The organism is Consotaella salsifontis (assembly GCF_900167365.1).
In the GTDB taxonomy this organism is placed as follows: Bacteria; Pseudomonadota; Alphaproteobacteria; order Rhizobiales; family Rhizobiaceae; genus Consotaella; species Consotaella salsifontis.
Window position 1 is genome coordinate 13,215 of sequence record NZ_FUXL01000019.1, and the last position, 19,355, is coordinate 32,569.

Here is a 19,355-nt window from a genome sequence, read left to right on the forward strand (position 1 = left end):
CCCAAGCGGTCAGGCGGCAGCCTGACCGGCCTTGGCCGCTGGCCGCTCCACCGTGAAGGGCGCGAGGCGGGCGGCGCCCGAGGCCTCGATGGTGAGCACCGTGCCGCTCGGCACCATGTTCCAGGCCTCGAGCATCTCGCCGCAGGGCTCGGAAGCGACCACGAAGCCTTCGTCGATGACGCGCCAGTACAGCGAGGGCGGATGGCCGTCGCTGGCCCAGCGATAGGCGAAGAGCCGCTTTCCGTCCGAATGGGCGGCGGCGAAGCGCAGCGGCTCGGTCGCGCCCATCCTCGCCATTTCGCCCCAGATCGCGCCGAGCGTGCGCTCCATCGCGGCGGGCGCGTCCTCTCGTAAGCCCTGCCCCAGTGCGGCCAGAAAGATCGCCTCGCTGTCCGTCGTGCCCTTGCGCTCTGGATAGAGCGCGTCGGGAATCAGCGCATCGATGCGGCGGCGCAGCAGCTGGTAGCCGCCGATCTGGCCGTTGTGCATGAAAAGGTGATGGCCGCTGGCGAAGGGATGGCAGTTGACGCCGGCCACCTCGCCGCTCGTCGCGGCGCGCACATGGGCGAAGAACAGGCGCGAGCGCACCTGATGACAGAGCGAGGCGAGGTTCGCGTCGCCCCAGGCCGGCAGGACATTGCGGTAGAGCCCCGGCTCCGGGCGTTCGCCGTACCAGCCGATGCCGCAGCCATCGCCGTTGACGGGCGTCGGCGCCTCACGCGCGGCCCGCGCCTGCGCGATCAGTGACGAGCGCGGGGCGACCAGAAGCGTATCGATGAGGATCGGTGATCCGCAGTAGGCAAGGAAACGGCACATGGTCCAAGACTCTCCCGCCCATGGTTAACGAAGGGTTAAGCGGGCGCGCCGGAGCGGCCACAGCGGCGGTCAAAATGTCCCCGCGCTCTCGACAAGAGTTGGATCGGCGGCTATCGAGCAGCCTTTCTCCCTCGACGGCCCCGACCAAGGAGCGCCCATGAGCCGCCTCATCCCCGGCCTCGCATCGCTCTTCATCCTGTTGGCGACACTTCTGGAGCCGGCCTCGGCCGCCGTCGTCAAAGTGCCTAGCGGCAACCGCAACGCGACCCAGCCGGACATCCCGTCCGCCTCCTATCGGCGGACGCGGCAGCTGCGCTCGACCTTCGAAGGCAAGTATCGGAAAATCCGCGACCTCCTGGCGAACGACAGCGAGCTCAGGGCCAAGATCAGGAAGGCCGCCAACGATTACCACATCGACCCGATGCACATCGTGGGGGCGCTGGTCGGCGAGCACACCTACAATGTCGACGCCATGGACCAGCTTCAGACGTACTACGTCAAGGCGCTGTCCTATCTGCGTTCGAACCTTGAATTCGCCTATAAGGGCGAGTCGGTTGTCTCCTTTGTCTCCCGCCCCCAGTTCGCCCGTTGCGACAGGCTTTTCGGCAGCGAGGCGATCTGGAGCTGCCGCGAGGCCGTCTACGAAGCGGACTTTCGCGGCAAGACGGTGGACGGCAACAGCTATCCCGACAACCGGTTCGGGGCGGTGTTCTTCCAGCCCTATTATGCGGGGCAGACTTTCGGTCTCGGTCAGCTCAACCCGCTGACGGCGCTCGCCGCTTCCGACGAGGTGCATCGCGTTTCCGGCTACCCGGAGCTTTCGGCCAATGACGCGCCGGAGGTCTACGCGGCGATCATGAACCCCGACAAGACGCTGGCCTATGTGGCGGCTGTCCTCAAGATGGCCATCGACGACTATAGGACCATCGCGGACTTCGACATCTCGGGCAATCCCGGCATCACCGCGACGCTCTACAATATCGGCGACCCGCGCCGCCGCGCGGAGGATCTGGCGGCAGAAAATGCCCGCCGCCGAGCCCGGGGCCAGTCTTTGCGTTTGCCGCAAGAGAACTATTATGGCTGGCTGGTCAACGATCGGTTGGATGACTTGAAGGCCGCCTTCGGCGAGAACTGACGCGCGAGCGCCAGACTCTCGCGGAGAGCCTTCCGGACCCGCCGCAGACGAGAGATCGCCATGCACGGCCTCGACGCCACCCTACCCCTGCTGCTTTCCATCTCCCAATGGGCGATCCGGCTCGGCGCGCTGATCTATGTGCCGTTCCGCCGCTCGCCGGAAGCGGCCAAGGGATGGCTGCTTCTCTTCTTCGTCGCGCCCTGGCCAGCGCTGGGGATCTACTGGCTGATCGGGCGCCCGCGCCACCCCCGGTGGCGGCGCAAGCGCGTTCGCCAGCTGCCGCACATCGTCGCCAAGGCCGCGGGGCGGGCCGAAGCGGCGTTGCAGCGCGGCACGACGCTGGAGGAGCCGGGCGTAACAATCGCCAAACTCGCCGAGGCCGTCGGGCGCCTGCCAGCGGTCAGCGCGAGCCGGATCGATCTCGAACCCGACTATGAGCGCATGGTCGACCGCCTCGTCGCCGATATCGACGCTGCCCGGCATCACGTCCACCTGATGTTCTACATCTTCGCCTCGGACGCCACCGGAACCAAGGTGCTCGACGCCCTGGTGCGGGCGGAGCAGCGCGGAGTCCAATGCCGCCTGCTGATCGACGCCATCGGCTCCCTCACCTGGCGGCGCGCCATCGCCGAGCGGCTCGAGGACACGGGCGTCGAACTCCATGTCGTCCTGCCCATCCGCCTTTTTAGCCGCGTGACACGCGCCGACCTTCGCAATCACCGCAAACTCGCGGTGATCGACGGGCATATCGGCTGGGTCGGCTCGCAGAACATCATCGATCCCGACGCCACCGCCGATCTGCCAAACCAGGAGCTGATGGCCCGCGTCACCGGCCTCGCCGTGGCCGAGCTCCAGGTCGTCTTTGTGGGCGACTGGTATCTGGAGACGGACACCGAACTCGCCGATAAGGCGCTGTTTCCGATGGATGGCGGACAGCCGATGGAAGGAACGGGCGCGGCGCAGATCGTGCCGAGCGGCCCGGATTATCCCAAGGCGCGCATCGACATGGTGTTCTCCCATCTCGCGGAAACGGCGCGCCGGCGGATCACGCTTGCCACGCCCTATTTCGTGCCGAGCGAATCGCTGCTGTTCGCCCTGCGTTCCGCCGCGCTGCGGGGCCTTGAGGTGCGCCTCATCATCAGCGGGCGCACCGACAGCCGGATCGTCGATTACGCCCAGAGTTCCTACTTCCTGGAGCTGATGGAGGCGGGGGTGAAGATATTTCTCTCCCGGGACTGCTTCCTCCACGCCAAGCACATCTCCATGGACGACCATGTCGCGCTCGTGGGCTCGTCAAACGTTGACATGCGCTCCTTCGAGCTGAACTCGGAGGTCTGCCTCATCAGCTACGATCCGTCCGTGGTCGAGCGCCTCAAGGCGGTGGAGGAGCGAACCCTCGCCTGCTGCCGCGAACTCGATCTCGAGCGCTGGAAGAAGCGGGGCCTCGTCAGGCAACTCCTGAGCCACATGGCCCGTCTCGTCAGCCCGCTGCTGTGATTTCCCATCTTGACAGGAAGGATGGGCGGCGCGATGAATTCACCATGATCAAGCGCCTGCCCACCCTCTGCTGGTTTTACTACGCGAACTTGCCATAGCGCGGGTCGCCTCGATCATTTGTCGATACGATGCCGCCGTCGAGGCGGCTTTTTCGTAAGGGCACTTCGGCGGCGGCGAGCCCCGAAAGAGCCGAAGATGAACGCCCCCCTGAAAATCGATCCCGATCGCGTCTTCTCCATCCGCCCGGCGAGCCCGGCCGATGGGCCGATGCTTTCCGCGATGATCCGTGCCCTCGCCGCTCAACACGGCGACGTCGCGCGCGGCAGTGCCCAGACCCTTCTCATCGATGCCTTCGGCTTCGAGCCGTGGATTCGCATCCTGGTCGCCGAGGCCGCGGGGGCGCTCATCGGCTATGCCATTCTCCTTCCCACCTATGCCGCGCATTTCGGCGAGCGCGGCATGAACCTTCACCACCTCTTCGTGGCCGACGGGTGGCGGGGCAAGGGCGTGGGCAAGGAGCTGGTTAGGGCCGGAACGGCGTTGGCACAGGCGCAGGGCTGCGCCTTCTTCACCACAGGCTCCCATGCCGACAACACGCCGGCTCACGCCTTCTATGAGGCCATCGGCTTTTCCGTCGACAACCGCCCGACGGTCCACTTCAGCCAGCGCCTGACGGCGTAGATCCGCCGGGCCGATGACTCGACCCGGCAGCTTCAGCGACGACGCCGACGGCGGGCCTGGGCTTCCGCCTCGGCGCGGGTCGCGGCTGTTTCGAGGGTTTCTAGAAGCTGGCGCACCGTCTCTGGCGGCAGGATGGCGATCGTTTCGGCGAGGCGATTGGCGAGGCGCGTCGCCTCGGGGCCAAGGCCGCCCGTGTCCACGGTAACGCGCGGATGGGAAATCTCCGCGAGGCGCTGCAGCTCCTCGGCGTCGTCCCAGATGACGTTGAGATAGCCGATGATACGCTGGAGCATGGGCCATGTGGGCCGGCCGCGCCGGCCGTGCTCCAGGGCGGAGAGATAGGCGCTCGAAACGCCGAGGGCCGCCGCCATCTCGCCTTGCGTCACGCCGCGCTCGTGGCGCAGCGCTCTGATCTTTTCGCCAAAGGGGGTCACTGGCGTCGCCTCACGCGGACATAGAAGGCGCCCTCACCGCCATGATGGCGCTCGGCTGGCTCGAACCCGGAGACGAGCGCGCGAAACTCGGGCGTCGCGAACCAGTGGGGAACGACCCGGCGCAGAATGCCCCGCGAGCCGAAGGAGGCGCCGCGCCCGGTGATCACCAGGACATGACGCAGACCCTCGGCCTGCGCCTGCCGAAGAAAGCCGAGAAGCGCGTAATGGGCGACGGCCTGGGTCTTGTCATGAAGGTCGATCCGGGCCTCGATGGCGAGGCGCCCCCTGGAGAGCTTGCGCCGCACCGCGCGCTCGATGGGGGAGATCGCCGGAAGGCGGCGCTGCGGAGCAGCGACGGGGCCGGCCGCGGCGGGCGGCGCCAGCGCCCCGGCCCTGCCGCCGGGCTCCGGCCGCTCCGGCGGCACAAGTGCCTCCTCCAGGAGGTCAGGAGCGTGCTTTCCCTTGAGGGGAACGGCTGTGCGCGCCACGCCCGCCCAAAGGCGCGCCTCCTCATCGCTCAAAATCCGGCGGCGGCGTTTCACGGGCGGGCCTCCCGCCACAGCGCGTCGGGAACGAGCGCGAAGAGCCGCGCCGGGTGGCGGATGCCGCCGGCGAGCGCGCCCGCCGCCTCTCCCGAGCCGCAAAAGAGATCGGCCCTGGCGGCGCCGAGGATGGCGGACCCGGTGTCCTGGGCCACCGCGAGACGCCGAAACGGACGGTCATCCACGACGAGGCTCTCAGCGTCGACGAAAATCGGCACGCCGAACGTATGGAGCGAGCGATCGACGGCGATCGAGGCGTACCGCGTCAGCGGGACGTTGGCGGCGCCGAGCGGGCCGGTGTCATCGTCTTTACCGTCCGAGAGGTCCGCGAGACGGAAGAAGATGTAGGAGCGGTTGCGGTTCATGAGGCCGCTGGCGCGCTCGGGATGAACTGCGAGCCATCGCCGGATGCCCGCCATGTCGGCCTCGGCCAGCGTCAGCTCGCCTTCCTCCACCAGAAGACGACCGATGGCGGTGAAGGGATGGCCGGTCTTGGCGGCATAGCCGACGCGGGCGATGCGGCCATCGGGAAGCGCGAGACGCGCCGAGCCCTGGACATGGATGAAGAAGACGTCGACGGGGTTTTCGAGCCAGGCAATCTCGAGACCTCGGCCCGAAAGGGCGCCGGCTTCGATGGCCGCCCTGTCGAAATACTCCCCGAGAATTCCGTCCTCGCGGCGCCGAGCGAAGCGGAAGTCGGCGCCGAGGCCCGGCGGCCGCGTCACGTCATCGACCGGCACGAGATCGTCGGGCCTGCGATAGAGCGGGTAGCGGAAGCGCGCGGTGCGAACCAGCGATGCCGCGACGACCGGCTCATAATAGCCGGTGAGGAATCCGGCCCCGCCCTTTTCGCCTTCAAGAGAGAGAGGCTGGAAATGCCGCTCGAAAAAATCCCGCGCGGCAGGCTCGCTTGGCTCGGAAGGCATGGCAAGGGCGGCATGGGCAGCCGCGACGAAGGCCTCCGCCGTCAAGCCCAGGTCCCCGGTCCTGACCTCCCCCGACACGAACCGCTCCGCCGAGCGGCGAAAGGCGGCCAAGGCCGGCGACAGCGGAGCCGCCGGCCATTCGGCGAGGTCGGAGAAGCGGGCGCGCCGAACAAGGGGCGAAAGCATGACGGACGCCCTTTCTGGCAGGAGCGATACGATCGGATTTCTGTCGGATCGTCCTTACCTCAATCCTGGTCCTCGGTCTCCGTCTCGACCAGTTTCCAGTTGGGATCGCGCGAGCGCGTGTCGCGGCCGAAGGTCCACACGTCGCGGATCTCCACCACCGTCTCGGGGTCCCCTTCAATCACCTGGCCGTCGGCGGCCAGCGTCGCGGAGATCATCTGGGAGACGATGCGAACGGTGACGAGCGCTTCACGGCCCCTCAGCTCGGCAGAAACGATCTTGGCGTCCTCGATGCCGACGAAAGAGGATTGCATCTTCTCGCCGCGCCGCTCGCGCTCGGCGATCGCCGCGTCGAAGCCCTGATAGACCTGGTCGGAGAGAAGGTTCTTCAATGTTTTGCGATCGCCCGTCGCAAAGGCCGCGACAATCATCTCATAGGCGATCTTGGCGCCGTCGATGAACTGCTTGGGATCGAAGGCGGCATCGACATCGCGGATGCGCCGAAGTTCCGCGTTCAGCGGCTCAGTCGGCGGGGCGACCTTGTCGATGGCCTCGTAGTTGGGTTTCGCCTCAATTTCCTCGCCCGTCGCGGCGCCCCGGTTCGGCAGGGTGATGACATTGCCGGACGACGCAGGCGTCTCCGGCCGCGAATATGGATCGAATGGTGGCCGCTCGCTCCCCGTGCGCCGGCCGAGCACCGACCGCAGCTGGTAGAGGACGATCGCCCCCAATACGATAAAGAAGATCGTCCCGAAGCTCATCAGCGCCCTATCCCTAACGTCAGACCGTATCGGCATTTCATATAAACACCGAGGTTGGAGCATTCAAATCATCTCGGACAGAACCTATGTCAGTCGTTGGGGTTCGGGATCGAGAAACCCGGCCCGCTCCGGCACCATCGCGAGTCCGGCGCCTCCTGCCAAGGATCAAGAAAGACGATGCCGTTCACCCTCATTCCGGTCCTGCTCCTTCTGGTGCCGATCCTGGAGATCTCGGTCTTCATCATGGTCGGCAACGTCATCGGCCTCGTGCCGACGCTGGGGCTCATTCTTCTCACCGCCATCATCGGCACCGCGCTCCTGCGCTATCAGGGGATCGGCACGCTGGCGCGCATCCAGGCCGAGACGCGGGCCGGCCGCCTGCCGGGTCGCGACATGATTCATGGCGTGATGATCATGGCGGCGGGCATTCTTCTCCTGACGCCGGGCTTCGTCACCGACACGATCGGCTTCCTGCTGTTCGTGCCGCAGGTGCGTGACGGGCTCTGGCGCTGGCTGCGCGACAAGATCGTCGTCGTCTCGGCCTCCTCGGCCGGCGGCTTCACCATGGGGCGCGGCGCAGGGCGGCCGGGTCAGGCGCCCGATCCAAGCACGCGCCCGGATGTCGTCGATCTTTCGCAGGAGGAGTTTTCCCGCGCGTCCAACGCCGGCTCCCCCTGGAGCGGCGACAGCAAGGACGATCAAGGCCCGCGTACGATCCATTAAGCGCCCGCCGCGAGGGAGGGGCCGCCTTGTCTCCGACGGCCCACCGTGCTAGCCCTCGCGCCCATCCAAACGGCGTTCGCCGCTTCTTGCGTTCGATCGGTTCATCGCGGCGCCCGGCCGGGTGAGCGCCGCCGTCATCCGCCTCGCGCCGCAATCGCGGCGATCGAAAAGACAGGATCAAGCGATGTCCGATACCAGCCAACCCACCAATGGCGGTCAGCAGCCGAACGCTCCGTCCCCGAGCCTCAACATTCTGACCCAGTACATCAAGGACTTCTCCTTCGAGAGCCCGAACTCGCCCGGCGTTCTGCGCACGCAGGCTCGCGCCCCCGGCATCAATATCGGCGTCAATGTCGGCGCCAATCCGGTGGCCGGCTCGGAAGGCGAATACGATGTCAAGCTGACGCTGAACGCGCGCGCCGGCGAGGGCGATAACACGTTCTTCCTGGTGGAACTGGAATATGGCGGCATCTTCCGCCTCCAGAACTTCCCGCAGGAGCATGTTCTGCCGGTTCTCTTCATCGAGTGCCCGCGCCTGCTCTTCCCGTTCGCGCGCCAGGTCATCGCCGATATCACGCGCAATGCCGGCTTCCCGCCGCTGATGATCGATCCGATAGATTTCGCGGCGCTCTTCGCCCAGCGCCTCGCCGAGGAGCGCGTGCGCCAGCAGACGCAGAACGCCTAAGGCTTCTTCGTCGCCAAGCGACCGCTTTTCGCTTTCAGGAATTCAAACCGCGCGGGCTCTCTTTCGCGCGGTTTTTCTTTTGTCGCTCACGCCGTCTCGGCCTCGGTATCAGCGGCATAGTAGCGCAGCCACAGCGCCTCCTCGCCGAGAGTGGCGACGAAGGCGCGGTGCCGCTCGATTTCCTCCGCCGTCAAGCGAGGCTTGAGCGGGCGCGGGCGCGGCCCGACGCGGATCACGGCGCCACCCTCGTCGCGGCCGCCGCTGCCATCCGCCGAGACCAGGCTGAGCGCCGCCTGGCGGCCGCCGATGAGCTCGATATAGACATCGGCCAGAAGCTCGGAGTCGAGCAGTGCGCCGTGCTTTTCGCGACGGCTGGTGTCGATGGAAAACCGCGAGCAGAGAGCGTCCAGCGTTGCCGGAGCCATGGGAAAGCGGCGCCGCGCCATCGGCAGCGTGTCGATCACCATCATGTCGGGGATCGCCGGCTGTCCGAGCCGCGCCAGTTCCGCATTGATGAACCGGATGTCGAAGGCGGCGTTGTGCGCGATCAGCCGCGCGCCCGAAAAGAACGCTAGAAAATCCTCCGCGATCTCCTCGAAGAGCGGCTTGTCCTTGAGAAAGTCATCGGAAATGCCGTGAACGTCGAAGGCCGCCGGATCGACCTTGCGGCCGGCCGGCCGGATATAGACGTGATAGGTCTTGCCCGTCGGAATGTGGTTCCAGAGCTCGACGCCACCGATCTCGATCACCCGGTCAATGGTGTGGTCGAGCCCGGTAGTTTCCGTGTCGAAGACGATCTCGCGCATCACTGCCTTCCTGCTTGCCCTCCTTTTCGAACAGCAGGCTTTCAGGGGCAAGGCTTTTGCGCCGCGAGGGGAGGATTTCCACGTCTCGTCGCGCCCGGCCGCACATCAGGAGTGGCAGCCTCGGAAAGCACGTTTCGATTCAACGCCAAAGACGCCGGCAAACCTCCTCTAGGCAAGTCGGTGATCCTGGGGTATGAAGTTTACCTTCAGTTTCTCACGCGTTGTCTCAACAGGTTGCCCGCTTCGCTCCCGCGATGTCGCCGGGCTGGATTTCTCATGCAATTTCAAGACGGTCTTCCCGAACCGCAACGCTCCCTCGCGTTCGCCACGGTCGCCATCGCGCTGTTTCTCGCCGTGCTCGACAGCGCCATCGCCAATATCGCGCTGCCGCCGATCACCCACCAATTCGGCATCGAACGCACGGATGCCATCTGGGTCGTCAACGGGTTTCAGCTTGCCGTGACCATGGTTCTGCTGCCGCTCGCCTCGCTAGGCGAGATCGTGGGCTATCGCCGCGTCTATCTCGGCGGCGTCGCGCTGTTCACCACGGCCTCGCTCGCCTGCGCCTTCTCAAACTCGCTGCCGACGCTGGTCGCCGCCCGTGTGATCCAGGGCCTCGGCGCCGCCGGCATCATGAGCATCAACATCGCGCTGGTGCGTTTCATCTTTCCGCAGGCGATGCTTGGCCGCGCCGTCGGCAAGGTGGCGATGATCGTCGGCGTTTCCTCGGCTGCCGGGCCAACCATCGCCGGGCTCATCCTCGCCGTGGCGCCGTGGCAGATGCTGTTTCTCGTCAATGTACCGGTGGGCATCATCGCCTTTCTCATCGGCCTCAAGACCCTGCCGGTGACGCCCACCAGTCACGGCCGCTTTGACATTCGAAGCGCGCTGCTCAGCGCCGCGACCTTCGGCCTCTTCATCTCGGGCGTGAACGGTCTCGGCCATTCGGAGGGGCTGGCGCTCTCGCTCGCCCAGATCGGCGCCGGCCTGGTCATCGGCGCGGTGTTCGCCTGGAGCCAGCTCAAGCTGCCGGTGCCGATGCTCCCCGTCGACCTGCTGCGGCGCCCGGTGTTCGCGCTGTCGGCCACCACCTCCGTCTGCTCCTTTGCGGCGCAGTCGCTGGCCTTCGTCTGCCTGCCGTTCCTTCTGCACGACTCGCTGCAGCGAAGCGCCTCCGAAACCGGGCTTCTGATCACCCCATGGCCGATCACCACGGCGGCAGCGGCCTATTTCGCCGGTCATCTCGCCGACCGTCTGGCTCCCGGCAAGATCGCGGCGGCGGGCCTTGCTGTCTTCGCTCTGGGGCTCCTGTCCCTGACCCTGATGCCGGACCAGCCGTCCAATTTCGACCTTGTCTGGCGCCTGATGCTGGCCGGTCTCGGCTTCGGCTTCTTCCAGTCGCCCAACAACAAGATGCTCATCGCCAGCGCGCCGCGTTCGCGCAGCGGCGGCGCCAGCGGCATCCAATCAACGGCCCGCCTGGTGGGACAATCGACAGGCGTCGCCCTGCTCGCCGCGATCTTCGGCCTCATGCCCGACCATCAGATCACGGTGGCGCTCGGCGCGGCGACGGTGCTGGCGGCCGCCGGCATCCTGCCGAGCGCGCTCCGCCGCTTTGAGCCGCAGGATGATGTGACGGTGATCGCGCCGCCGCGCCCGACCATCTGACCGTCCGGCGATATCCTCGGCCTCCCGGCAGGCGACTACGCGCCGCTCAAGGCGCGGACGATCTCTTCAGCCTGCCGGCGTGTGTCCTCGATGCTGCCGGATGTGTCGATGACGAAGTCGGCGCGCGCGCGCTTCTCTCCATCGGGCGTCTGGCGGGCGAGAATCGCGGCGAGGCGCTCCTGGCTCATGCCGGGACGGGCGAGGACCCGTTGCCTCTGGATATCGGGGGAAGCACTGACCACGACCACCTGGTCGACACGCTCCTGTCCGCCGGTTTCGAAGAGCAGCGGAATATCGAGGACGGCGATGGGCGCCTGGCTCTTCCGCGCCGCTTCGAGAAACCTCGCCTCGTCCTCGCGCACCAGAGGATGGACGATTGATTCAAGGCGCTTGATCGCCTGCTCGTCGCCAAGAACGGCCTTGGACAGGGCGGCACGGTCCACCACGCCGCCTCGAACAGTGCCGGGAAAAGCGGCCTCCAGCAGCGGCGCGGCGCGGCCCGCATAGAGTTGGTGAACCGTCTCGTCGGCGGAGTGAACGGGAATTCCGGCCTCGGCGAACATTCCCGCTACCGTCGACTTGCCCATCGCGATGGAGCCCGTGAGGCCGATGACGATCATCCACCGGCTCCAGTCACCTCGGCGTCGAGATCGTCGAGAACGAGCGCTCGCAAGGTCTCACCGACGACCGGGCGTGTCCCGAACCAGCGCTCGAAACCGGGAACCGCCTGATGCAAGAGCATTCCGACGCCATCGGCGAAGCGCAGGCCCCTCGCCTCAGCCGCGCGCAGAACCGGCGTCATCAGCGGCACATAGACGATATCGGTGACGAGAGCCGATTGCGGAAGCGACGACAGATCCGGCAGCGGCGCGGAGAGATCGGCCGGCACGGTGTTCACCAGAAGATCGGTCTGCGCGAGAAGCGTGGCCTGCTCTTCCAGTCCATGGCCGCTGACCTTGTCGCCGAAGATCCCGGCGAGGGTTGCGGCGCGCGAGGCCGTTCGGTTGACGACGCGCACGCGCGCCACGCCTGCCGAAAGCAGCGCGTGGATGATGGCGCGCGCCGCCCCACCCGCTCCAATCACGGTTGCGGTTTCGGCGTTGCGCCAGCCCACCAGCCGCTCGTCGAGATTGGCGCTGAAGCCATGGGCATCGGTATTGCCGCCGACGAGCCGGCCCTTCTCGAACCAGAGAGTGTTGACCGCGCCGATCGCCTCGGCATCGCCCGTCCGACGGTCGACATTCGCGAACGCCATTTCCTTATGGGGAATGGTGACGTTGCCGCCAGCAAGGCCAGCCGCCGCGAGCCCCGTGAGGAAGGATGAAAAATCCTCCGGCGAAACAGCGATCCTGTCATACGCGCCGTCGATGCCGTGCTCGCGCAGCCAGAACCCGTGAATGAGCGGCGAGCGCGAGTGGGCGATCGGCCAGCCGGTGACGAAGGCACGGGTGGTCATCCTCGTTCCTCTAGCCGTCGATTTCGCCGCGCGCGCAGCTCGGCGAGAAGCGGCAGCAATGGCAGGCCGACGATAGTGAAGAAGTCGCCTTCGATCTTGTCCATGAGCTGAACGCCGAGACCCTCGATCTGGTAGGCGCCGACGCTTGTCAGCGCCTTTTGCCCGACCCGCGCGAGATAACGCCCGATAAAGGCCGGCTCGAGCTTGCGCATGGTCAGGCTCGCCACCGAAAGATGCCGCCAGACGACATTTCCCTCCTCGCAGAGGACGACCGCCGTGTTGAGCTGGTGGGTGCGTCCGGAAAGCTTCAGCAGCGTACGGCGGGCCTCCTCCATGTCGGCTGGCTTGTGAAGCACCTCATCGCCCAAAGAGAGCGTCTGATCGGCGCCGATGACGATCTCGCCGGGGTGGCGCTCGGCCACGTTCGCCGCCTTGGCCTCGGCAAGAACGGATGCGATATCGTCCGGCCCGGCCCCGCTGCTCATCATCGGTGCCTCCAGCGCCCGCTCGTCGAGATCGCTGGGATCGACGGTGAAATCGACCCCCGCGCATTTCAGAAGATCACGCCGATGCGCGCTGCCCGACGCCAAGACAATGCCCTTGGCCATGATCGCTCGTCCTTCGCTTAAGATTTTGTTCAAACTTTTCCTGTTTTCTAGCCGAACTCAGCCAGCGGTGTCATCGACGCTGGATTCGATTCGCACCGTCTTCGCAAGGACGAAAACGGAAGAGTCCCACGATTCTTGGCCTGCCTGTGGGCAGCCATGGATTATGCACCGCGCTTGCCGCGCCGCTTCGAAAGCGGTGGGAATCTTTGAGTCTTTTCCACAGAACCAGATTCTTCCGGCCTGTGACGACCGGCTTGTGATCTGCGGGGAGAAAAATCTTACGCCCCGCAAAGTGACATCGCCATCCACAGCCGAGGCAATAGCCGTTCAAGCCGGACCAGATTGATTCCATTGAGCTTTTCAGTGATGTTCCCGAACTTATTCAAAGCTCTCTCGAGAATGGGGGCGCCTGTTGCCGGAACGGCTCAGGAGGCCGTTGCCTTTCGGCGGGTGTGAATTCCGGCTATCCACCGACTCAAAGAATCAGATTCAGGATTCTTCAATAATTTCTTTATTGAAAAAGGGAGCTCGAAGGCATGACGAAGCGCCTGATGATGCGCGTCATGGACGGGGAGACCGTCTTTCCTCCTCCTCTCTGGATGATGCGGCAAGCCGGACGCTATCTGCCCGAGTATCGCGAGACGCGGGCAAAGGCCGGGAGCTTTCTCGATCTGTGCTATTCGCCGGAGTTCGCCACCGAGGTCACGCTGCAGCCTATCCGCCGCTTCGGCTTCGACGCGGCGATCCTCTTCTCCGATATTCTGGTGATCCCGGACGCCTTGAACCGTGACGTTCGCTTCGTGCAGGGAGAAGGGCCGCGGATGCGACCCATCACTCCGGACGAGATCGCGGGGCTCGATCCAACGGGCGTCGAGGCGCATCTCGCTCCGGTCTTCGAAACGGTGGAGCGTCTTCGCGGAAGCCTGCCGGACGAAACGACGCTGATCGGCTTCTGTGGCGCGCCCTGGACGGTGGCGACTTACATGATCGCCGGCCACGGCACGCCCGACCAGGCGCCGGCGCGCCTCTTCGCCTATCGCCACCCGGAAGCCATGGAGAAGCTGCTGACGCTGCTCGCCGATGTCTCTGCGGCCTATCTGATCCGCCAGCTTCGTGCGGGTGCCGACTGCGTCCAGATCTTCGACAGCTGGGCCGGCGTTCTGGACGAAGCCTCCTTCCGCGCCCACGTCATCGCGCCGACGAGGATGATCGTCGAGCGCGTGAGAGAGGCGGTGCCGGGAGCGAGGATCATCGGCTTTGCCAAGGGCGCTGCGGGGATGCTCTCGTCCTATCGGGCGGAAACCGGGGTCGATGCCATCGGGCTCGACTGGTCGGTCTCGCTCGCCCAGGCGGCGGAGCTTCAGCGCCATGGTCCCGTTCAGGGCAATCTCGATCCGCTCCGTCTGATCGCCGGCGGAAAGGCTCTCGACGAGGGCGTGCACCGCATCCTTGAGGCGCTGGGCTCGGGGCCGCTGATCTTCAATCTCGGCCATGGAATCACGCCCGACGCGCCGATCGCCCATGTCGAACAACTTGTGCGGCGCGTGCGCAAGGACTCGACAAGCCCGTCCTGAGGTTCGATGGAAGGGATGGTGCGCCGCACAAAGCCTGCCGGCGCGGCTCAACGTCTGGAAGGACTTCCCATGAAGGGCATCGCAATTAAAGTCGTCGTCACCGCGGCGATCATGGCGCTCCTGGTTTTCGGCACGGATGTGCCCGATCTGTGGATCAAGGCGTTCCATATCATCGCGGTCATTTCGTGGATGGCGGGGCTGTTCTACCTTCCCCGGCTCTTCGTCTACCACACCGAGGCGGGAGCCCGGACACCCCAGTCCGAGACCTTCAAGGTGATGGAAGAGAAGCTTCTGAGGGTCATCATCAATCCGGCGATGATCGCGACCTGGATGACCGGGCTTTGGATCGGCTGGTCGATGTATGGGCTGATGGCCGGTTGGCTCCACGCCAAGCTTCTGCTCGTGGTCCTTCTGTCAGGCTACCATGGCTTCCTGTCGGCCTCGCGCAAGCGCTTCGCGCGGGACGAGAACACCAAGTCCTCGAAATACTGGCGGATGATGAACGAGGTGCCGACGGTCCTCATGATCATCATCGTCATTCTCGTCGTCGTAAAGCCTTTCTGAGCGCCCTTTGAGGTGTGTTCCGAGGCTTGAAGCGCGGGCCGTGAGGCGCCCGCGCCGTGGCCTTGGGCTCTTTGGACGCACCACCCCTTCTTTCGGCGACCCTTGCATCGAGCCGAGGGTCGGGCTATATGCGCGCAATCCTGCCATTGCCAGCGCGGGTGGAATAACATCATCTCCACCTCGTGTTTGTCCGAGACGACAACTGCTCGGCCTTTTTCCCTTTCCCTTCCGTAGCTATGTCCCGTTCGGGACGGAGCCTCCCAATGCCCGAAATGAAACTTCAAGACCTCAAGAACAAGAGCGCTCCGGAACTCATCGCGTTCGCGGAGGAAAATGAGGTCGAAAACGCATCCGTCCTGCGCAAGCAGGAGCTGATGTTCGCCATCTTGAAGAAGCTTGCCGCCCAGGACGTCGAAATTATCGGCGAGGGCGTGGTCGAGATTCTTCAGGACGGCTTCGCCTTTCTGCGTTCGCCTGAGGCAAATTATCTTCCTGGCCCCGACGATATCTACATCTCACCCTCGCAGATTCGGCGCTTTTCGCTGAAGACCGGCGATACCGTCGAGGGGCCGATCCGGAGCCCGAAGGAAGGCGAGCGCTATTTCGCCCTTCTCAAGGTCAACACGATCAATTTCGACGATCCGGAGAAGATCCGGCACAAGAGCCACTTCGACAATCTGACGCCGCTTTACCCGAACGAGCGGTTCCGCATGGAACTCGAGAATCCGACTTCCAAGGATCTTTCGGCCCGGGTGATCGATCTCATCGCCCCTCTCGGCAAGGGGCAGCGCGGCCTGATCGTGGCGCCGCCGCGCACCGGCAAGACGGTGCTGCTTCAAAACATCGCCCACTCGATCACCGCAAACCACCCGGAATGCTACCTCATCGTTCTTTTGATCGACGAGCGTCCGGAAGAAGTGACCGATATGCAGCGCTCGGTGCGCGGCGAGGTCGTCTCCTCAACCTTCGACGAGCCGGCGACACGTCACGTGCAGGTCGCCGAAATGGTGATCGAAAAGGCCAAGCGTCTGGTCGAGCACGGCCGCGACGTTGTCATCCTGCTCGATTCGATTACCCGCCTCGGCCGTGCCTACAACACCGTCGTACCCTCCTCCGGCAAGGTTCTGACCGGCGGCGTCGACGCCAACGCTCTGCAGCGCCCGAAGCGCTTTTTCGGCGCGGCGCGCAACATCGAGGAAGGCGGGTCGCTGACCATCATCGCCACGGCCCTCATCGATACCGGAAGCCGCATGGACGAGGTCATCTTCGAGGAGTTCAAGGGCACCGGCAACTCCGAGATCGTGCTGGACCGGAAGGTCGCCGACAAGCGCATCTACCCGTCGATGGACATTCTGAAGTCCGGCACGCGCAAGGAGGACCTCCTGGTGCCGCGCGCCGACCTTCAGAAGATCTTCGTGCTGCGCCGCATTCTGGCGCCGATGGGCACGACGGACGCCATCGAGTTCCTCATCGACAAGCTGAAGCAAACCAAGACAAACGGCGACTTCTTCGATTCGATGAACACCTGAGGCGTTGTCCCGACCCTTTCGTCATGCCTTCGAAGGGGCGGCGCCGAGCGCTGCCCCTTGTCTTTTCGTGTTCGGTTATGATCATTCTCGGCTCCGTGCCTTCCGAACCGAGGTCTTCCCGATGAGCGAACTTCCTGCCCCGGCCCAACGTGTTCTCGCCGATGCCGCGGCCAAGGGGCTTGATCTCGACATCATCAAAACAGAAGCGACCGCGCGGTCGGCGGAAGAGGCGGCGCAAGCTGTCGGCGTTGCCGTGGGCCAGATCGTCAAATCGCTGGTCTTCAAGGGGCGGGAGAGCGGCAAGCCCTATCTTCTTCTCGTGTCCGGTTCGAACCGGGTGAACGAAAAGGGCGTGGCGGCGCGACTTGGCGAGAAGCTGGTCCGGCCGGATGCCGATTTCGTCAGAGAGGCGACGGGCTTCGCTATCGGCGGCGTGTCGCCTTTCGGCGCCAGTGGCGCTTTGACAACGTTCATGGACGAGGCGCTGCTCGCTTTTGAAACGGTGTGGGCCGCCGCTGGCACGCCCTTTCACGTCTTTCCCGTGGCGCCTCGCGTCCTTTGCGAGGCAACCGGCGCCACTCTGATCCCCGTCAGCTGACCTCCGGAGCCCGCCAGGCGCTGGCGCGGGAGAAAAGCTCCTCCAGATCATCCGCCGTGTGAACCGGCGCCATGCACGCCCTATCGAAGCAGAAGAGCGCCGCGGGTTGCCGGTCGACACGCATCGCCGCCAGCGGCGCGCCGTCGGGAAGATTTTTCGGGTCGGCGATCCGCATGTCGACACGATTGAGATCCAGCCATCGATTCGCCTGCGAAACCATCTCCAGGTACCCCTCGTCGGCCGGTGAGCCGATGACCGCAAGCTCCGAGGCATGAGCGAGACGATCCAGCGCCGAGACAATGGCAGGCCCCGCGCCGGGGCTCGACGCGATTCGTCCGGCAGCGGCCTCGCCGGCCCGCCGCGCGCGCTCGTGGGCGGAGGGCGAGCCCATGGCCTGGGCTAGCATCCCCAGCGCTTCCACCACCAAGGCCGTGCCGCCGGGAATCGCATCGTCATGGTCGCCGCGAGGTCGGACAATGATGTCCGAGGCATCATGAGCCGTCAGGAAGTGACTGCCCTCCCCGTCGCCGTGCCAGCGCTCGAGGCTCGTCGCCAGCTTCTCCGCATCCTCCAGATACGCCGCCTGGCCGGTGACGGCGAACAGAGAAACGGCCGCGGCGATCATGGCGCCATAGTCGGTCGTGAGCGCCAGGCCTGAGGCGCGGCCCTGCCGCCAGGCATGGAGGAGCCTGCCGTCCGAAACCATCTGATCCATGACGAAGGCATAGGCATCCTCTGCAAGGACCAGAGCGTCTGCATGATCCAGTGCCGAGGCGACCTCGGCAAGAGCGCGGATCATGAGCCCGTTCCAGTCGGCAAGCACCTTGTCATCACGACCTGGGCGGGCGCGCGCCTCGCGGGCAACGCGAAGGGTCCCGAGTTCCAGGGTGAAGGCCTCTTCGCCGCCGCCTTCCGGGTGCAGCCGGTGGAGGATCGACTTGCCTTCCCAGTTGCCGCGCTTCGTGACGCCGTAGGCGCGGATGAAGTCGTCAGCGCGCGCGCCGAGCAACGAGCGAATTTCCGCTTCGCGCCAGACATAGAATGCGCCTTCCTCAAGGTGATCCTCGGCGTCCCGGCTATCGGCGTCGAGCGACGCCGCGAAAGCGCGACCCTCGTTCAGCATCTCGCGCTTCAGCCAGCCAATCGTCTCGTCGATTCGGCGGCGGAACAAGTTCCTCCCTGTCGCCCTCCACCCCCATACGAGGTGGCGCAGGAACTGGGCATTGTCATAGAGCATCTTCTCGAAATGAGGGACAAGCCATCTGTCGTCGGTCGAGTAGCGATGCAGGCCGCCGCCAACGTGATCGTAGATCCCGCCATTGCAAAGTGCGGTCAACGTGAGAAGAAACCCCGTCTGGTGGTCCCTAGGCCCGTCCGGGAAGGCTGAACGTGCCACGACCTCCAGATAAGGCGCGTTGGGGAATTTCGGCGCGCCCCTCAGGCCGCCCCGCTCCATGTCCAGTGCCTCCGCAATGCGCGGCGCCAACCGCGCGATCAAGTCGTCCGGAACGCCGGCCGGACCGGAACCGCTGGCAAGCGCCGTGCCCAGATGGTCTTTGATGGCGCCGCCTGTCTTCAGGATCTCATCGCGCTGTTCGCGCCAGGCTTTGTCTATGGAAACAAGAACGTCGGCGAAGCCTGGACGGCCGAAGCCGCTGCGCTTCGGGAAGTAGGTGCCTCCCCAGAATGGTTCGCCGTCGGGCGTCAGGAACATGGTCATCGGCCAGCCTCCCTGCTCGCCCATGGCATGAAGCGCGGCCATGTAAAGGTGGTCGAGGTCGGGCCGTTCCTCGCGGTCGACCTTGATGTTCACGAAGTGCCGATTCATCAGAGCCGCGATCTCTTCGTCCTCGAAGCTCTCATGGGCCATGACATGGCACCAGTGGCAGGCGGCGTAACCGACGGAGAGAAGGATCGGGCAGTCGCGCGCCTTCGCCTCGTCCAGCGCTGCCTTTGACCACTCTCGCCAGTGAACTGGATTGTCCTTGTGCTGCTGAAGATAGGGGCTGAGAGCGTTGGCGAGCTGGTTGCCTTCGGGCTGGGCCATGACGTCTTCTCCTTTGTTCCGCTTAGGCTAAGGCAACGAAAGACAGGTGGAAGGGGTGCGACGCTATTTCTCTTTGAGCATTTGCCTCCGCCGCATCGCCATGGCGCTCCGCCCGCCGCTCT

General features: G+C 65.2%; 19 protein-coding genes and 1 pseudogene. 10 read left to right on the top strand and 10 right to left on the bottom strand.

Annotated elements, in window-relative coordinates; translation table 11 throughout:
- Nucleotides 1-9 precede the first annotated feature (9 nt).
- Nucleotides 10-816 carry a class II glutamine amidotransferase gene (locus B5D38_RS19310; protein WP_078710099.1) on the bottom strand — a complete coding sequence of 269 codons (807 nt, stop codon included), beginning with the start codon at nt 814-816 and terminating at the stop codon, nt 10-12.
- Between the two features lie 157 nt (nt 817-973).
- Here B5D38_RS19310 and B5D38_RS19315 point away from each other — a divergent pair, with 157 nt between their 5' ends.
- The 3 genes from B5D38_RS19315 (at nt 974) to B5D38_RS19325 (ending at nt 4,129) form a co-directional block, all read left to right on the top strand.
- A complete protein-coding gene (locus B5D38_RS19315; protein ID WP_078710100.1) occupies nt 974-1,951 on the top strand; it encodes a DUF1402 family protein in 978 nt (325 codons plus the stop codon).
- A 60-nt stretch (nt 1,952-2,011) separates the two neighbouring features.
- Nucleotides 2,012-3,448 (top strand): cardiolipin synthase, encoded by a 1,437-nt coding sequence (gene cls / locus B5D38_RS19320; protein WP_078710101.1) that lies wholly within the window; start codon nt 2,012-2,014, stop codon nt 3,446-3,448.
- Between the two features lie 195 nt (nt 3,449-3,643).
- Nucleotides 3,644-4,129, top strand: a complete 486-nt coding sequence (locus B5D38_RS19325) for a GNAT family N-acetyltransferase (protein ID WP_078710102.1) — start codon at nt 3,644-3,646, stop codon at nt 4,127-4,129.
- A gap of 32 nt (nt 4,130-4,161) precedes the next feature.
- On the opposite strand, the gene B5D38_RS19330 is transcribed toward B5D38_RS19325, so the two are convergent.
- From B5D38_RS19330 to B5D38_RS19345, 4 genes are read right to left on the bottom strand one after another with little or no spacing between them, the layout of a single operon-like run.
- Entirely contained in the window at nt 4,162-4,563 is a 402-nt protein-coding gene (locus B5D38_RS19330) for a helix-turn-helix domain-containing protein (RefSeq protein WP_078710103.1), read from the bottom strand.
- Nucleotides 4,560-5,105: a Smr/MutS family protein gene (locus B5D38_RS19335; protein ID WP_078710104.1), complete on the bottom strand. Its 546-nt coding sequence runs from the start codon at nt 5,103-5,105 to the stop codon at nt 4,560-4,562. The genes B5D38_RS19330 and B5D38_RS19335 overlap by 4 nt, the downstream gene beginning before the upstream one ends.
- Nucleotides 5,102-6,217, bottom strand: a complete 1,116-nt coding sequence (gene mltA / locus B5D38_RS19340) for a murein transglycosylase A (protein WP_078710105.1) — start codon at nt 6,215-6,217, stop codon at nt 5,102-5,104. Before mltA ends, B5D38_RS19335 begins: the two co-directional genes overlap by 4 nt.
- Nucleotides 6,218-6,276: 59 nt before the next feature.
- Nucleotides 6,277-6,975, bottom strand: a complete 699-nt coding sequence (locus tag B5D38_RS19345; protein ID WP_078710106.1) for a Tim44/TimA family putative adaptor protein — start codon at nt 6,973-6,975, stop codon at nt 6,277-6,279.
- Nucleotides 6,976-7,152: 177 nt separating this feature from the next.
- Between B5D38_RS19345 and B5D38_RS19350 the strand changes: the two genes are divergently transcribed.
- Together B5D38_RS19350 and secB are read left to right on the top strand one after the other, a co-directional pair.
- Nucleotides 7,153-7,698: an FxsA family protein gene (locus B5D38_RS19350; protein ID WP_078710107.1), complete on the top strand. Its 546-nt coding sequence runs from the start codon at nt 7,153-7,155 to the stop codon at nt 7,696-7,698.
- Nucleotides 7,699-7,882: 184 nt separating this feature from the next.
- Entirely contained in the window at nt 7,883-8,383 is a 501-nt protein-coding gene (gene secB / locus B5D38_RS19355; RefSeq protein WP_078710108.1) for a protein-export chaperone SecB, read from the top strand.
- Nucleotides 8,384-8,469: 86 nt separating this feature from the next.
- Here secB and dnaQ read toward each other — a convergent pair whose 3' ends face one another.
- A complete protein-coding gene (gene dnaQ / locus B5D38_RS19360; RefSeq protein ID WP_078710109.1) occupies nt 8,470-9,189 on the bottom strand; it encodes a DNA polymerase III subunit epsilon in 720 nt (239 codons plus the stop codon).
- Nucleotides 9,190-9,465: 276 nt separating this feature from the next.
- Here dnaQ and B5D38_RS19365 point away from each other — a divergent pair, with 276 nt between their 5' ends.
- Nucleotides 9,466-10,857 (top strand): MFS transporter, encoded by a 1,392-nt coding sequence (locus B5D38_RS19365; protein ID WP_078710110.1) that lies wholly within the window; start codon nt 9,466-9,468, stop codon nt 10,855-10,857.
- A 35-nt stretch (nt 10,858-10,892) separates the two neighbouring features.
- On the opposite strand, the gene coaE is transcribed toward B5D38_RS19365, so the two are convergent.
- The 3 genes and pseudogenes from coaE to B5D38_RS19380 all read right to left on the bottom strand — a co-directional run bounded on the left by coaE (nt 10,893) and on the right by B5D38_RS19380 (nt 12,921).
- Nucleotides 10,893-11,477 carry a dephospho-CoA kinase gene (gene coaE / locus B5D38_RS19370; protein ID WP_078710111.1) on the bottom strand — a complete coding sequence of 195 codons (585 nt, stop codon included), beginning with the start codon at nt 11,475-11,477 and terminating at the stop codon, nt 10,893-10,895.
- Entirely contained in the window at nt 11,474-12,313 is an 840-nt protein-coding gene (locus B5D38_RS19375) for a shikimate dehydrogenase (protein WP_078710112.1), read from the bottom strand. The genes coaE and B5D38_RS19375 overlap by 4 nt, the downstream gene beginning before the upstream one ends.
- Nucleotides 12,314-12,323: 10 nt before the next feature.
- Nucleotides 12,324-12,921, bottom strand: a pseudogene (locus tag B5D38_RS19380) (Maf-like protein).
- A gap of 536 nt (nt 12,922-13,457) precedes the next feature.
- Here B5D38_RS19380 and hemE point away from each other — a divergent pair.
- From hemE to B5D38_RS19400, 4 genes are all read left to right on the top strand, one after another.
- On the top strand, nt 13,458-14,495 hold the full coding sequence (hemE, locus tag B5D38_RS19385) for a uroporphyrinogen decarboxylase (protein ID WP_078710113.1): 1,038 nt from the start codon (nt 13,458-13,460) through the stop codon (nt 14,493-14,495).
- 69 nt (nt 14,496-14,564) lie between these two features.
- Nucleotides 14,565-15,059, top strand: a complete 495-nt coding sequence (gene hemJ / locus B5D38_RS19390) for a protoporphyrinogen oxidase HemJ (protein ID WP_116002852.1) — start codon at nt 14,565-14,567, stop codon at nt 15,057-15,059.
- 263 nt (nt 15,060-15,322) lie between these two features.
- Nucleotides 15,323-16,588 (top strand): transcription termination factor Rho, encoded by a 1,266-nt coding sequence (gene rho / locus B5D38_RS19395; RefSeq protein WP_116002854.1) that lies wholly within the window; start codon nt 15,323-15,325, stop codon nt 16,586-16,588.
- 121 nt (nt 16,589-16,709) lie between these two features.
- Nucleotides 16,710-17,186, top strand: a complete 477-nt coding sequence (locus B5D38_RS19400) for a YbaK/EbsC family protein (protein WP_078710161.1) — start codon at nt 16,710-16,712, stop codon at nt 17,184-17,186.
- On the opposite strand, the gene B5D38_RS19405 is transcribed toward B5D38_RS19400, so the two are convergent.
- Nucleotides 17,179-19,233 (bottom strand): thioredoxin domain-containing protein, encoded by a 2,055-nt coding sequence (locus B5D38_RS19405; RefSeq protein WP_078710115.1) that lies wholly within the window; start codon nt 19,231-19,233, stop codon nt 17,179-17,181. The two genes, B5D38_RS19400 and B5D38_RS19405, sit on opposite strands and share 8 nt — an antisense overlap.
- Between the last annotated feature and the right edge of the window lie 122 nt (nt 19,234-19,355).

Excerpts from the sequence above, each read along its gene's own strand:
- B5D38_RS19365 (WP_078710110.1), top strand. The coding sequence starts at position 9,466 with ATGCAATTTCAAGACGGTCTTCCCGAACCGCAACGCTCCCTCGCGTTC.
- rho (WP_116002854.1), top strand. The coding sequence starts at position 15,323 with ATGCCCGAAATGAAACTTCAAGACCTCAAGAACAAGAGCGCTCCGGAA.
- hemE (WP_078710113.1), top strand. The coding sequence starts at position 13,458 with ATGACGAAGCGCCTGATGATGCGCGTCATGGACGGGGAGACCGTCTTT.
- B5D38_RS19345 (WP_078710106.1), bottom strand. The coding sequence starts at position 6,975 with ATGAGCTTCGGGACGATCTTCTTTATCGTATTGGGGGCGATCGTCCTC.
- B5D38_RS19400 (WP_078710161.1), top strand. The coding sequence starts at position 16,710 with ATGAGCGAACTTCCTGCCCCGGCCCAACGTGTTCTCGCCGATGCCGCG.
- cls (WP_078710101.1), top strand. The coding sequence starts at position 2,012 with ATGCACGGCCTCGACGCCACCCTACCCCTGCTGCTTTCCATCTCCCAA.
- mltA (WP_078710105.1), bottom strand. The coding sequence starts at position 6,217 with ATGCTTTCGCCCCTTGTTCGGCGCGCCCGCTTCTCCGACCTCGCCGAA.
- hemJ (WP_116002852.1), top strand. The coding sequence starts at position 14,565 with ATGAAGGGCATCGCAATTAAAGTCGTCGTCACCGCGGCGATCATGGCG.
- B5D38_RS19375 (WP_078710112.1), bottom strand. The coding sequence starts at position 12,313 with ATGACCACCCGTGCCTTCGTCACCGGCTGGCCGATCGCCCACTCGCGC.
- B5D38_RS19350 (WP_078710107.1), top strand. The coding sequence starts at position 7,153 with ATGCCGTTCACCCTCATTCCGGTCCTGCTCCTTCTGGTGCCGATCCTG.
- B5D38_RS19325 (WP_078710102.1), top strand. The coding sequence starts at position 3,644 with ATGAACGCCCCCCTGAAAATCGATCCCGATCGCGTCTTCTCCATCCGC.
- coaE (WP_078710111.1), bottom strand. The coding sequence starts at position 11,477 with ATGATCGTCATCGGCCTCACGGGCTCCATCGCGATGGGCAAGTCGACG.
- secB (WP_078710108.1), top strand. The coding sequence starts at position 7,883 with ATGTCCGATACCAGCCAACCCACCAATGGCGGTCAGCAGCCGAACGCT.
- B5D38_RS19315 (WP_078710100.1), top strand. The coding sequence starts at position 974 with ATGAGCCGCCTCATCCCCGGCCTCGCATCGCTCTTCATCCTGTTGGCG.
- B5D38_RS19405 (WP_078710115.1), bottom strand. The coding sequence starts at position 19,233 with ATGGCCCAGCCCGAAGGCAACCAGCTCGCCAACGCTCTCAGCCCCTAT.
- dnaQ (WP_078710109.1), bottom strand. The coding sequence starts at position 9,189 with ATGCGCGAGATCGTCTTCGACACGGAAACTACCGGGCTCGACCACACC.
- B5D38_RS19310 (WP_078710099.1), bottom strand. The coding sequence starts at position 816 with ATGTGCCGTTTCCTTGCCTACTGCGGATCACCGATCCTCATCGATACG.